Genomic DNA, 13,113 nt, shown 5'->3' with positions numbered 1-13,113 from the left:
GGGTGCTGGCCCCGAAACGGCTGCGCAACACCGGGCGGCTAGCCTCGCAGGCATGCCCTTCCTGCTTCGTGTCGAGCTGCCTGACGTCCCGGGGTCCTTGGGCAGGGTGGCGACCGCGATCGGTATGGCGGGGGGCGACATCGAGGCGATCGAGATCGTGGAGAAACGGTCCGACGGCACCGCGCTCGACGATGTCCTGCTGGAGACCGCCGAGGGCACCATGCCCGACTCGATCGTGTCGGCGTGCAACGCGATCGACGGGGTGCGCGTGGTCTGGATCAGTCGCTATCCGGCCGGGGGCAACCTGACGCTCGACCTCGAGGCGGTCGAGGAGCTGACCGTCGCGCCCAAGGAGGCGCTCGACCGGCTGGTCCACCTGCTGCCGCGGACGTTCCGCTCCGACTGGGCAGCGCGCGTGCACCGGGCGAAGGGCGTCGTGCTGGGCACCAGTGCGGCACCGGAGAAGTTCGACTTCGTCGAGCTCGAGGGCCCGACCCGGCTCGACCCGGAGACCGACGACGACGTCACCCTCTACGCCGCCGCCCGGCTCGACGGCAACCAGATCATCGTGATCGGCCGGCGTGGCGGTCCCGACTTCGTCGACTCCGAGATCGCACGCCTGGGGCACCTCTCGGGGCTCGCGGTCACGATCGCCGGGACCTGACGGTCGGGGGGCGCGGAATACCCGGTCGACCGGGTATTCCACGGGTTGTCAGCCGTTGCAGTGGCCGACAACCCGTGGGAGAGGCGGACAACCCCCCACCGCCGGGAATGATCGACCGGCCAATGGCATTGCCTGAGGCATGGATCTCCTCGAAGGCGAGTACGAGCCCAGCCCGGCCGAGTGGGTGCGCGACCAGGTCGCGACCTACGAGGCGACCGGAGGCAGGGAAGCCAACGTCCTGCGCGGCAACCCCGACTGGCCCATCGTCGTCATCACCTCGCGCGGCGCCAAGTCCGGCAAGCTGCGCAAGAACCCGGTGATGCGGGTGGAGAAGGACGGGAAGTACGCCGCCATCGCGTCCTACGGCGGCGGGCCCGAGAACCCGACCTGGTATGCCAACTTCCTGGCCCACCCGGTCGTCCAGCTCCAGGACGGCCCCGAGCCCGCGCTCTACCGCGCTCGGCTGGTCGAGGGTGACGAGCGCCAGCAGTGGTGGGACCACGCGGTGGCCACCTGGCCGACCTACGCGTCGTACCAGGAGAAGACCGACCGCCAGATCCCGGTCTTCGTGCTGGAGCCCGTCGACTGAGCGCGGTCGTCCTTGCCAGGGTGACCTATCGGTCACGGTGGCAATGACGACTCGATAGCCTCGCCGCCATGAGCGCGATCGAGGGTGTGTCGGAGACGTTCGACCCGGATGCCTGGGACGAGGTCCCCGGGTTCGAGGGCCTCACCGACCTGACGTACCACCGGGCCAAGGCCCACGGGACGGTCCGGATCGCGTTCGACCGGCCGGACGTGCTCAACGCGTTCCGCCCCCACACCGTCGACGAGCTGCTCCGCACGCTGGAGCACGCGCGTACGTCGGCCGACGTCGGCTGCGTGGTCCTCACCGGCAACGGCCCGTCCCCGAAGAACGGCAAGCGGAGCTTCTGCACCGGCGGCGACCAGCGGATCCGCGGCAAGGCCGGCTACCAGTACGAGGCTGTGGCCGCCGGCAGCCACGAGAGCACGGCCACCGGAGCCGAGGAGCCCAGCCCGATCGACAAGGCGAAGCTCGCCCGGCTCCACATCCTCGAGTGCCAGCGACTCATCCGGTTCATGCCCAAGGTCGTCCTCTGCGTCGTACCCGGCTGGGCGGCCGGCGGCGGCCACTCGCTGCACGTGGTGGCGGACCTGACCCTCGCGAGCGCCGAGCACGCGCGGTTCAAGCAGACCGACGCCGACGTCGGGTCGTTCGACGGCGGCTACGGGTCGGCGTACCTCGCCCGCCAGGTCGGCCAGAAGTACGCCCGCGAGATCTTCTTCCTCGCCGAGGAGTACGACGCCGCGGACGGCATGCGCATGGGCACGGTCAACCGGGCCGTCCCGCACGCGGAGCTCGAGGCGACCGCGCTCGAGTGGGGCCGGATCATCAACGGCAAGAGCCCCACGGCCGTGCGGATGCTCAAGTACGCCTTCAACCTGCCCGACGACGGCCTCGTCGGCCAGCAGCTGTTCGCCGGCGAGACGACCCGGCTTGCCTACATGACCGACGAGGCGCAGGAAGGACGGGACCAGTTCCTCGAGAAGCGCGAGCCGGACTGGTCGCCGTACCCCTGGTACTACTGAGCCGGACTGGCTTACGGGCGCAGGACGTAGCGTCCCCGGACGCCGCCCTTCGCTACCGCCCGGTGTGCCTCGGCGGCCTCGGCCAGCGGTAGCTCGGCGTGGACCCGGGCCGGCAGGTCGCCGCGGCCAGCGCGTCCGAGCAGCTCGGCGAGCCTCGCCGCGTCGGGCGTCACGTCGACGGCGCGCGCGGTGATGTCCCGCTCCCCGGGGAGCGCGGGCGGGAGCACCCCGACGAACACGCCGCCGTTTCGCACCAGCGCGACCCCGCGCTCCTGGAGCCCGGCGGGGTCGGCCACGGCGTCCCAGCCGTCACTCACGTCCGCGGTGAACGCGACGCCGAGGCCGCGGACGAAGGCCTCGTCCTCGGCGCGGGCCAGGCCGGTGACGACCCAGCCGCGCTCGGCCGCGAGCGGCGCGACGTACCCACCGACGGCACCGGCAGCGCCGGTCACCAGCAGTTGCCGGCCGTCGCCGTCGCCGAGCAGGTCGACGACCTGAGCGGCGGTCAGCGTGTTGAGCGGCAGGGTGGCGGCTTCGACGGTCGAGAGGCCGTCGGGCACCGGCGCGATCCACTCCAGCGGGGCGACGATCTCCTCGGCGTACCCGCTGAGGTCGCGGTCGAGGCCCGGCACGATCCCGGCGACCCGGGTGCCGACGGTGAGGTCGACGCCGTCGCCGGCCTCGATCACCGTGCCGGCGAAGTCCCAGCCGAGGCCGGCGTGCTCGGGCTGGTCGATCAGTCCGATCGAGTGGAAGTAGCCGTCGGCGACCGCGAGGTCGACCGGGTTCACCCCGGCCGCCTCGATCCGCACCCGCACCTGGCCGGCGCCGGAGTGGCGGACGGGCAGGTCGATCAGCTCGATGGCCTCCGGGCCACCCGGGACGCGGACGACTGCGGCGCGGTACGTGGAGCTCATGGTTCCTCCTGGAGGGTCGTGGTTCGTTGTCGCCTCCAGAACCACCCTCGGGCGTGGTAACTTTCCAATAGAGAGTAGACACCTTGAAGTGTGTTAGTTGCCGATAGGTGCCGGAAAGGGAACCGCCGATGCCGACAATGACCGCAGCCCAGCGCCGCGCCCGCGCGAAGGAGGAGTACGACGCCTTCCTCGCCGCCTGCCCCAGCCGGCAGCTGCTCGGCCGGATCTCCGACAAGTGGGTGGCGCTCACGATCGCCGCGCTCCACGACGGCGGCACGCTCCGCTACTCCGAGCTCGCCCGCCGGCTCGCCGGCGTGAGCCAGAAGATGCTCACCCAGACCCTGCGCTCCCTCGAACGCGACGGCCTGGTGACCCGCACGGTCACGCCGACGGTGCCGGTCACCGTGGAGTACACCCTCACCCCGCTGGGCGCGTCCCTCCAGGACCTCATGCTCGGCATCAAGGGCTGGGCCGAGACGCACATGAGCGAGGTCCACGCCGCCCGGGAGCGGTACGACGCCATTCGCTGAGGTCCTAGGCTGGCCGCCGTGCCACGGGTCGTCGTCCTCACGGGAGCCGGCATCTCCGCCGAGAGCGGGGTGCCGACCTTCCGCGACGCCGACGGGCTGTGGGAGGGCCACCGCGTCGAGGACGTGGCGACGCCGGAGGGGTTCCTGGCGGATCCGGAGACGGTGCACCGGTTCTACGACGAGCGGCGAGCGGCGCTGGCCGGCGTCGTACCCAACCCCGCCCACGTCGCGCTCGCCGACCTCGAGCGGGTGCTCGGGGACGACCTGACTCTGGTCACTCAGAACATCGACGACCTTCACGAGCGGGCCGGGTCGACGCGGGTGGTCCACATGCATGGCGAGCTGCTCTCGGCGCTCTGCATTCGCTGCGGCGGCCGGGTCCGGTGGGAGGGCCCGATGCTGGGCGCACCGCCGTGCGGCTCGTGCGGGAAGGGCGACCTCCGGCCGGACGTGGTCTGGTTCGGCGAGATCCCCTACCGGATGGACGACATCTTCGAGGCGCTCGCGGCCTGCGATCTCTTCGTCTCGGTCGGCACCTCCGGCGCGGTCTACCCCGCGGCCGGCTTCGTCCAGCAGGCGAGGGCCTTCGGCGCCCGGACGCTCGAGCTCAACCTGGTCCCGAGCGAAGGCAGCCACTTCTTCCACGAGGCCCGGCACGGCCGCGCCGGTGAGCTGGTCCCGGCCTGGGTGGCCGAGCTGATGCAGGCATGACCGTCCGGATCGCCGTCCTCGGCACGGGCGGCACCATCGCCAGCCGGCGCGACGAGCACGGCGCCGCGCAGCCCGTCGAGACCGTCGATCGACTGACGGAGGGGCTGGTCGCCGGACTCGGCCTCCGCGACGTCGAGGTCGCCGCCCGGGACCTGTTCGTCAAGGACAGCTCGGCCCTCACCACCGCCGACCAGGCGGTCATCGTCCGTGAGGTGCGCGCGGCGCTGGACGATCCTGCGGTCCGCGGGGTGGTGGTGACGCACGGGACCGACACGGCGGAGGAGACGGCGTACCTCCTCGACCTGGTGCACACCGACGACCGACCGGTCGTGCTGACCGGCGCGCAGCGACCGGCCGACGCCCCCGACGCCGACGGTCCGGGCAACCTCCGCGACGCGCTCCTCGTCGCCGCCGACCCCGCTGCCCGGGGTCTCGGCGTGCTGGTGGTGTTCGACGGCCGCGTGCTCGCGGCGCGGGGCACCCGCAAGGTCCACACCCACGAGGTCACCGCGTTCGCGCAGCCGGACGGGGGGTCGCTCGGCCGGGTCGTCGACGGGCGGCTGGTCGTCGACGGCGTGCCCGCCCACCGGGAGCACCTCGACATCGGCCTCGCCGACATCGAGCGGGTGCGGGTGGACATCGCCGCGGTCTACCCGGGCGTCGACGGCACCGCCCTGCGGGCGTTCGCGGCGGCGGGTGCCCGCGGCGTCGTCCTCGTGGCGACCGGGTCCGGGAACGCCAACCCGGCGATCGTCGAGGCGGTCGCCGAGCTCACCGACCGCGGCGTGGTCGTCGGCCTCACGACGCGGGTCGACACCGGCCCGGTGGCCGGGATCTACGGCGGCGGGGGAGGTGGGGCCGACCTGGTGGCTGCCGGGGCGGTGCCGCTCGGCACCCTGCGCGCCGGCCAGGGACGGATCCTGCTGCTCGGCCTCCTCGCCACGATCGGCGACCCTGCGCAGGTGCGGGCGGCGCTGCCGACCTACCTCTGAGAGCGGTCCCGGGCCAGCTCGGCGTCGAGCACCGCGGTGAGCCGCTCGGTCTCCGCGCCCAGCCCGAGGGGCTCCAGCCAGTCGAGCATCGTCGCGCGGAACAGCGCCGCGCTCTCGATCACCCGCGGGTCGCAGTGGCCGGTCGACTCCAGGGTCACGACGCCGTAGAGCGCCGACCAGGACCGCATGTAGATCCAGAGGATGCCGCGGTCCTCGGGCTCGATGTGGTCGGCCTTGGCGGGGATCAGCGGGTCGAGGACGGCGTCGCGGACGATCGGGTCGAGGTCGTCGAGCGCCGGGTACGGGAACTGGTAGAGCTCCCAGATCTGGTAGAGCAGGTCGGTGAAGTAGTGGCCCGACGTCGACAAGGTGAGCAGCTCGCGGCGCTCGGAGTCCTCGCTGCCGATCGGGTTGGCGAACACGAGCGCGAACTCCCGCGGCCGGGTCAGCGCCCACCGGCGGAACGCCACGCACGCGGCGCAGAGCCGTGCCGCCGGGTCGTCCTCGAGGTAGCTCTCCGCCGCCGCCATGAAGTCCTGGGTCGCGGCCTTGTCGAGCTCGAAGGCCACGAGGTCGACGAGCTCCTGGTAGTTCGCGACGTAGCGGTAGAGCGCCGGGGCGGTCATCCCCATCCGCGACGCCACCGCCCGCAGCGACAGCTCGGCGCCGTCGGTCAGCAGCTGCGTGGACACGCGCACGATCTCGTCGTACGTCGCCTCCCGCTGCCGCTCGCGGCGGGTCGGCTGGGGCAGTACGGGCACGCCACTCCTCGAGGTCCGGGTGCGACCGGGACCACAGCGAGCGGTCCCGGATCGGGGTTGACGCGGCGAGTTTACACCGTTTACCGTGAATGGTGTTAACCAAGATGACGCCATGTCACGAGAGGTGCGGAGCATGATCGAGCGTTGGGGAAGCGTGGTGGTCCGGAGGGCCCTCGCCGTGCTGCTGGTGGGTCTCGGCGTCACCGCCGCCGCGATGCTCGCCGGCGTCGGCCTCGAGGACAAGCTGTCGGCCGGCGGGTTCGACGACCCGGCGACGGAGTCGGCCCGGGAGCTGACCCAGGAGCGCGACACGTTCGGCAACCGGTCGGTCGACGTCATCGCGATCTTCTCCAGCCCCGACGACATCGCCACCGACCCCGCCTTCCGCGCCGAGGTCGAGGAGACCCTCGCAGCCGTGCCCGACGACCGCGTCTCGTCGATGGCCACGTTCTACGAGACCGACGACCCCGCGATGCTCAGCCACGACGAGCACGCGACCGCCGTGTACATCTCGCTCGCCGGCGACAGCCAGAACGACTTCGTGGACGCCTACCGCGACATCCGGCCGACGCTCTCCGACTCCGACCTCGACGTCGACTTCGCCGGCCCGTTCGCGGTCTACTCCGACGTCAACGAGCACACGAAGGACGACCTCCTGATGGCGGAGATCGTCTCGCTGCCGATCGTCCTGCTGCTGTCGCTGATCATCTTCCGCAGCGTGACCGCCGCGCTGCTGCCGGTCCTGGTCGGCGTCGTCACCGTGGTGGGCGCCCGCGCGGCGATCGCCGGGCTCAACGAGATCACCGAGGTGTCGATCTTCGCGCCCAACATCATCACCCTGATCGGGCTCGGCCTCTCGATCGACTACGCGCTGTTCGTCGTCTCGCGCTTCCGTGAGGAGATCGCGCTGAGCCCCGACGACACCCGCCACGCCGTGGTGCGCACCATGGCGACCGCCGGCCGCACCGTGATGTTCTCCGCGTTGACCGTCGCCGCGTCGATGAGTTCCCTCCTCGTCTTCCCGCAGGCCTTCCTCAAGTCGATCGGGTACGGCGGGATCGCGGCTGTCCTCGTCGCGATGGTCGCCGCGCTGACCGTGCTGCCGGCCGCGCTGGCGCTGCTCGGGAAGCGGGTCGACTCGCTGCGCATCCCGTTCCTGCAGCGCAGCACCGCGGTCGATGCCGAGCACGGCGCCTGGTCGCGGCTCGCGCATGGTGTGATGCGGCGGCCGGTCCTCGTCGCCGTCGGCGTCATCGTCGTGCTGCTGGCCGTCGCGTCCCCCTTCCTCGGGGTGAAGTGGGGCAGCGTGGACTACCGGGTCCTGCCGCCGGACGCCGCGGCCCACCAGGCCGCGGAGCGGCTCAACACCGAGTTCGGCCCGGAGCGGTCGACCGCCAACGTGCTGATCGAGGGCGCGGACGAGGCCCAGGTGTCGTCGTACGTCGATGCGCTCCGCGACGTCGACGGAGTGGTCGACGTGCGCCCGGTCGAGTCCGAGGGCGGCACGACGCTGCTGCGCGCCGCGTGGGAGGGCAACAGCCAGTCCGAGCGGAGCCAGGACGTCGTGCGCGAGCTCCGTGACGTCCCCAGCCCGGAGGGGACGACCGCCCTGGTCGGCGGCCTGACCGCCGACACCGTCGACCTGGCTTCTTCGGTGAGGTCCCACCTCCCGTGGATGGGGCTGATCGTGGTCACGGTCATGCTGGTGCTGCTGTTCCTCGCGTTCGGGTCGTTGGTGCTGCCGCTGAAGGCGGTCGCGATGAACTTCTTCTCGATCACCGCGTCGTTCGGTGTCGTGACCTGGATCTTCAGTGACGGCAACCTCTCGGGCCTGCTCGGCTTCACCAGCTCCGGCTTCCTGGACCTGACCAACCCGATCGTGATGCTGGCGGTGCTGTTCGGCCTGTCGATGGACTACGAGGTCTTCCTGCTGAGCCGGGTCCGTGAGCAGTGGGACGCGACCGGCGACAACGACCTAGCGGTCGCGACCGGCCTGCAGAAGACCGGCCGGATCATCACCAGCGCCGCGCTCCTCCTGGGGGTCGTGATCGGTGCCTTCAGCCTCAGCGGCGTCGTCTTCATGAAGATGATCGGCATCGGCATGCTGATCGCGCTCCTCGTCGACGCCACCATCGTGCGGGCGCTTCTGGTGCCGGCGACGATGAAGCTGCTCGGCCGCTGGAACTGGTGGGCACCCGGCCCGATGGCCCGGTGGTGGGAGCGCAACGGCTTCCGCGAGGAGGGCGGCCGACGCGGTCCTTCCGGCAAGGACGAGCGGGTCACCGCGGGGGTCTGACCCGCAGCTGCCCGGCGAACCAGCCGACCGGGCCGGGATCCTCCCATCCCGCCCGGTCGGCTTCCCGTTCGCTCACGTCAGGTAGAAACGTCCCGTGGACCCTGACTCGGCAGGCTCGGCACGCGGGTATCCCGTCCCTGGTGCTCGGATCGGGCGGTTCCGGATCGTGGAGCAGCTCGGCCAGGGCGGCATGGGCGTGGTCTACCGCGCGGTCGAGGAGAACCTCGGTCGCGAGGTGGCGCTCAAGATCGTCGCTCCGTACTTCGCACACGACCCGGAGTTCCGCGAGCGGTTCAGCCGGGAGGCGCGCGCCCAGGCCTCGCTGGAGTCGGCGCACGTCGTCGCTGTCTACGCCCACGGCGAGGAGGACGGCTACGTCTACATCGCCAGCCAGCTGGTCATCGACGGCGACCTCGGCCGCCTGATCCGTACGGCGGGCGTGCCTCCCCTCGTCGACGCGCTGAGCGTCATCGAGCAGGTGGCGTCCGGCCTGTCCGACGCCCACGAGGCCGGCCTCGTCCACCGCGACATCAAGCCCGGCAACGTCCTGGTCCGGATCCGGGGCAACGCCGTGCGGGCCTACCTCGCCGACTTCGGCATCGCACGTCGGCTGGACGCTGCCTCGACCCGGTTCGGCTCCTCGGCGGTCGGGACACCCACCTACATGGCGCCGGAGCTCCACGGCGGCGCCGAGGCGAGCTACGTCACCGACGTCTACTCGCTCGGCTGCCTGCTGTGGGTCGCCCTGACCGGGGCGCCCCCCTACACCGGCCAGAGCGACTACCAGATCGTCGCCGGCCACGTGAACGGGCCGCTCCCGCAGCTCACGGGCGAGAGCCCGATGGTGCGGGCCACGAACCGCATCCTCCGGCTCTCGATGGCGAAGGAGCCGGGCGAGCGCTACCCGACCGCTGCGGCGATGCGGGCCGACCTCCAGGCCGCGCTGAGGCTGCCGCACGCCCCGGGATCGGCCGTGCCCGAGCCCAGCGGCGGCACGGTGCAGCGGCCGATCGCCACCCACGCCCGTCCCGGTGTGGCCGCCACGAACGGCCGGGCCACGCCGACCGCACCGCCGCCGATCGGGCCGCCTCCCGGGCCGACGCCAGCGCCGACACCGGACAGCGGCCGCTCCGGGGCCGACGCGCCGGCGTACCTCGCTCCCACCGCCCTGCCCCGCGGACACCCGTCGCGCTCCGGGTCCCGCACCACGCTCCTCGTCGCCTCCGTGGCGGCGGGCGTGCTGGCGGTCACCGGCGGCGTGGTCGCCGCGCTCCTGGTCGGTGACGGCGACGGGGAAGACCCGACACCGGGCCCGACGACGGGATCCTCGTTCCTCGCCCTGCCGGCGGAGGAGATCCTGCGGACCTCGGAGAAGGAGATGAAGGTCCTCGACACCGTGCTGGTGACGGGACAGTTCCCCGACGGCCGGCGGCAGGTGTCGATCCGGATGTCGATCACCGCCGACGGCGACTGCTCCGGCACCATGAGCTACCTCGGCACCGGCACGGCCGAGGTCGTCCACCAGGGCGACCGGACGGTGATGAGGCCCGACGCGGCGTTCCTCACCGACCTCGGCATCGAGCAGGCGTCGGACTTCCTCGCCGAGCTCGACGGGCGGTGGCTGGAGCTCGACGTGGACGCGCTCACGAGCGTCTGCGACCTCGACGAGTTCCTCGAGCGCGACGGCCGTGGCGACGCCGTCGCCACCAACGAGGGCAACGGCTCCGTGCGCGGCGAGGACGTGGTGAAGGTCCGCCTGCAGGAGGGCTCCAACCAGGAGACCTACTACGTGATGGCCGCCGATCCCCACTACCTGCTGCGGCTGGACGAGGCCGAGGACGCGTGGTTCGAGTACTCCGAGTTCGACGAGGACGTCGAGGTCGAGCTCCCGCCCGAGGACGAGATCTACCAGATGCCCAGCGCCGAGGAGCCCTGAGCGACGGGCGTCGTACGCCGGGCGGGGGAATGCCTGACCGGCCCGCCCGGTTGCCGGTGGGTGTGACGACCGCCGCCCCCACCCGTGCCTCGGTGGGTCTGCGGAGCGACCGCGGGCCCATCCTCGGGTCGGTGATGATCTCGATCGCGCTGATCGCGATCGACGCGACGATCCTCGCGACCGCCGTGCCGGCGATCGTGAAGGACCTCGGCGGGTTCACCCAGTTCCCGTGGCTGTTCTCGGCGTACCTGCTGACCCAGGCGATCAGCACGCCGGTCTACGGCAAGCTCGCCGACACGTTCGGGCGCAAGCCGCTGATGCTCTTCGGCATCGGGACGTTCGTCGTCGGCTCCGTCCTCTGCGCGGTCGCGTGGAGCATGGGCGCGCTCATCGCGTTCCGGGCGCTGCAGGGCCTGGGCGCCGGTGCGATCCAGCCGGCCGGGATGACGATCATGGGCGACATCTACTCCGTCGCGGAGAGGGCGGTCGCCCAGGGCTACATCGCGAGCGTGTGGGCGATGTCGGCGGTCGTGGGTCCTGCTCTCGGCGGGCTCTTCTCCGACCACCTGTCGTGGCGGTGGATCTTCTGGATCAACGTGCCGCTCGGCCTGCTCGCCGCCGCCGTGCTGTGGCTCCGCTTCGACGAGCGCCCCGAGCCGCACGAGCGCCGGCCGATCGACTGGTGGGGCGCCCTGCTGGTCGCCGCGGCGTCCGCCTTGCTGCTCGGCCTGCTCGAGGGCGGCATCCGGTGGCCGTGGTGGTCCTGGCAGAGCGGCGTCGCCTTCGGCGGCACGGCAGTGCTCCTCGTGCTCTTCGTCCGCGTGGAGGGTCGGGCGGCGGACCCGGTGCTGCCGGGCTGGCTGTTCCGCCACCGGGTGCTCAACGCCGCGACGGTGGGGGCGTTCGTCGCCGGCATGGTGATGCTCGGCGTCACGTCCTACATCCCGGTCTACGCCCAGCAGGTGCTCGGCGCGGGTGCGACCGTCGCCGGCTTCGCCGTCGCGGCCCTGGCCATCGGCTGGCCGATCGCGGCCACCACGTCCGGCCGGGTCTACCTCCGGTGGGGCTTCCGGAGCTGCCTCCTGCTCGGCGCGGCCTTCGGCGCGGGCGGCGCCGTGATCATCGCGCTCGTCGGCCCGGACAGCCCGGTCTGGCTGCTCGCCGTCGCCTGCCTGGTCCTCGGCCTCGGCCTCGGCTACGTCGTCAGCCCCAGCGTCGTGGCGCTGCAGTCGGCGGTCGAGTTCCGCCAGCGCGGCGTCGCCACCGGCGCCAACATGTTCGCGCGATCGGTCGGAAGCGCGGTGGGCGTCGCGATGTTCGGCGCCATCGCCAACGCGATCGTCGCGGACCGGCTCGGGGGAGCCGAGGCTGCCGGCGCGGTGGAGCTCGAGCAGCTGCCGGTCGGCGTACTCGATCCTGCGTTGCAGGCCGTCTTCCTCGCCGTCGCCGCTTGCGCGCTGCTGCTCGTGCTCGCGGGCCTGATGATGCCGTCTCGGCTGGTCGACGGGCCCGATCGGGAGCCTGCTACCAGCGAGTAGGATCGGGTCCATGAAGCGCGACATCTACAACGAGGACCACGAGTCGTTCCGCGAGTCGGCTCGCACCTGGATCGAGCGGTCGGTCACCCCGAACGCCGAGAAGTACATCCAGGACAAGTCGCTGCCGCGCGAGTTCTGGCTCGAGGCGGGTGCCCAGGGCATGCTCGGCCTGGCCATCCCGGAGGAGTACGGCGGCGCCGGTGCCGACGACTTCCGCTTCAACGCGGTCCTCACCGAGGAGATGGCGAAGGTCGGCGCCTGGATGCCCACCTGCGTCGGCATCCACGCCGACATCACCGCGCCGTACATCGTCGAGCTCGGCACCGAGGAGCAGAAGCAGCGCTGGCTCCCGGGCGTCGCCTCCGGCGAGATCCTGCTCGGCATCGGCATGACCGAGCCGTCCGGCGGCTCCGACCTCGCCGCGCTGAAGACGACCGCCGTCCGCGACGGCGACGAGTGGGTCATCAACGGCTCCAAGACGTTCATCACCAACGGCTACTCCGGCGACCTGATCGTCACCGCCGCGCGGACCGACCCGGAGAAGGGCCCCAAGGGCATCACCCTCTTCGGCATCGAGGCGACCAAGGAGGGCTTCAGCCGCGGTCGCAAGCTCGACAAGGTCGGCATGGAGGAGTCCGACACCTCCGAGCTGTTCTTCGAGAACGTGCGGTGCACCGACGACGACATCATCGGCGAGCTCAACATGGGCTTCGTCCACATGATGCAGAAGCTCCCGCAGGAGCGGATCGCCTGTGCGATCGCCAACACCGCCCACGCCAAGCAGATCCTCGCCGAGACGATCCAGTACGCCAAGGACCGGCAGGCGTTCGGCCAGTCCATCGGCCGCTTCCAGCACATCAAGTTCCTGCTGGCCGAGCTGGTCACCAAGGTCGAGGTGTGCGAGGCCTACATGGACAAGTGCGTCAAGGCGCACGCCGAGGGCCAGCTCACCGCGGTCGAGGCGGCCAAGGCCAAGTGGTGGTCATCGGACATGCAGAACGAGGTCATCGACCACTGCGTCCAGATCCACGGCGGCTACGGCTTCATGAACGAGTACCGCGTCGCGCGCGCCTGGCGGGACGCCCGGGTCACCAAGATCTGGGCCGGCTCCAACGAGATCATGAAGGAGCTCATCGGGCGCGAGCTGGGGTTCTGAG

General features: G+C 71.6%; 12 protein-coding genes. 10 read left to right on the top strand and 2 right to left on the bottom strand.

All coding sequences use genetic code 11. The features are described 5' to 3' along the window. The first annotated feature begins 52 nt into the window (after positions 1 to 52). The 3 genes from F0U47_RS10010 (at position 53) to F0U47_RS10000 (ending at position 2,275) form a co-directional block, all read left to right on the top strand. Positions 53 to 664, top strand: coding sequence for an ACT domain-containing protein (locus tag F0U47_RS10010; RefSeq protein ID WP_149750157.1), 612 nt, complete (start codon positions 53 to 55; stop codon positions 662 to 664). Between the two features lie 139 nt (positions 665 to 803). Continuing rightward, positions 804 to 1,253 carry a nitroreductase family deazaflavin-dependent oxidoreductase gene (locus tag F0U47_RS10005; protein WP_149750155.1) on the top strand — a complete coding sequence of 150 codons (450 nt, stop codon included), beginning with the start codon at positions 804 to 806 and terminating at the stop codon, positions 1,251 to 1,253. Positions 1,254 to 1,321: 68 nt separating this feature from the next. After that, positions 1,322 to 2,275, top strand: a complete 954-nt coding sequence (locus F0U47_RS10000) for a 1,4-dihydroxy-2-naphthoyl-CoA synthase (protein ID WP_149750153.1) — start codon at positions 1,322 to 1,324, stop codon at positions 2,273 to 2,275. An 11-nt stretch (positions 2,276 to 2,286) separates the two neighbouring features. On the opposite strand, the gene F0U47_RS09995 is transcribed toward F0U47_RS10000, so the two are convergent. Then, complete coding sequence (locus F0U47_RS09995; RefSeq protein WP_149750152.1) at positions 2,287 to 3,192, bottom strand: NADP-dependent oxidoreductase; 906 nt, start codon at positions 3,190 to 3,192, stop codon at positions 2,287 to 2,289. A 128-nt stretch (positions 3,193 to 3,320) separates the two neighbouring features. Between F0U47_RS09995 and F0U47_RS09990 the strand changes: the two genes are divergently transcribed. The 3 genes from F0U47_RS09990 to F0U47_RS09980 are packed head-to-tail and all read left to right on the top strand — an operon-like array spanning position 3,321 to position 5,425. Beyond that, entirely contained in the window at positions 3,321 to 3,722 is a 402-nt protein-coding gene (locus tag F0U47_RS09990; RefSeq protein WP_149750151.1) for a winged helix-turn-helix transcriptional regulator, read from the top strand. An 18-nt stretch (positions 3,723 to 3,740) separates the two neighbouring features. Continuing rightward, positions 3,741 to 4,433, top strand: coding sequence for an NAD-dependent deacylase (locus F0U47_RS09985; RefSeq protein WP_223162711.1), 693 nt, complete (start codon positions 3,741 to 3,743; stop codon positions 4,431 to 4,433). After that, complete coding sequence (locus F0U47_RS09980) at positions 4,430 to 5,425, top strand: asparaginase (protein ID WP_149750148.1); 996 nt, start codon at positions 4,430 to 4,432, stop codon at positions 5,423 to 5,425. The genes F0U47_RS09985 and F0U47_RS09980 overlap by 4 nt, the downstream gene beginning before the upstream one ends. Here the strand turns inward: F0U47_RS09980 and F0U47_RS09975 are convergent. Beyond that, a complete protein-coding gene (locus F0U47_RS09975) occupies positions 5,416 to 6,186 on the bottom strand; it encodes a TetR/AcrR family transcriptional regulator (protein ID WP_149750146.1) in 771 nt (256 codons plus the stop codon). The two genes, F0U47_RS09980 and F0U47_RS09975, sit on opposite strands and share 10 nt — an antisense overlap. A 133-nt stretch (positions 6,187 to 6,319) precedes the next feature. Here F0U47_RS09975 and F0U47_RS09970 point away from each other — a divergent pair, with 133 nt between their 5' ends. From F0U47_RS09970 to F0U47_RS09955, 4 genes are all read left to right on the top strand, one after another. Next, complete coding sequence (locus F0U47_RS09970) at positions 6,320 to 8,482, top strand: MMPL family transporter (protein ID WP_188111257.1); 2,163 nt, start codon at positions 6,320 to 6,322, stop codon at positions 8,480 to 8,482. Between the two features lie 94 nt (positions 8,483 to 8,576). After that, entirely contained in the window at positions 8,577 to 10,418 is a 1,842-nt protein-coding gene (locus F0U47_RS09965; RefSeq protein ID WP_149750142.1) for a serine/threonine-protein kinase, read from the top strand. Between the two features lie 134 nt (positions 10,419 to 10,552). Then, complete coding sequence (locus F0U47_RS09960; protein WP_246159574.1) at positions 10,553 to 11,956, top strand: MDR family MFS transporter; 1,404 nt, start codon at positions 10,553 to 10,555, stop codon at positions 11,954 to 11,956. A 10-nt stretch (positions 11,957 to 11,966) separates the two neighbouring features. Then, a complete protein-coding gene (locus tag F0U47_RS09955) occupies positions 11,967 to 13,112 on the top strand; it encodes an acyl-CoA dehydrogenase family protein (RefSeq protein ID WP_149750139.1) in 1,146 nt (381 codons plus the stop codon). The last annotated feature ends 1 nt before the right edge of the window (position 13,113 follow it).

This window comes from Nocardioides antri, from assembly GCF_008373765.1.
GTDB lineage: Bacteria > Actinomycetota > Actinomycetes > Propionibacteriales > Nocardioidaceae > Nocardioides > Nocardioides antri.
Note: the sequence above shows the minus strand (reverse complement) of the source record. Positions and strands in the feature narration are given on the sequence as shown.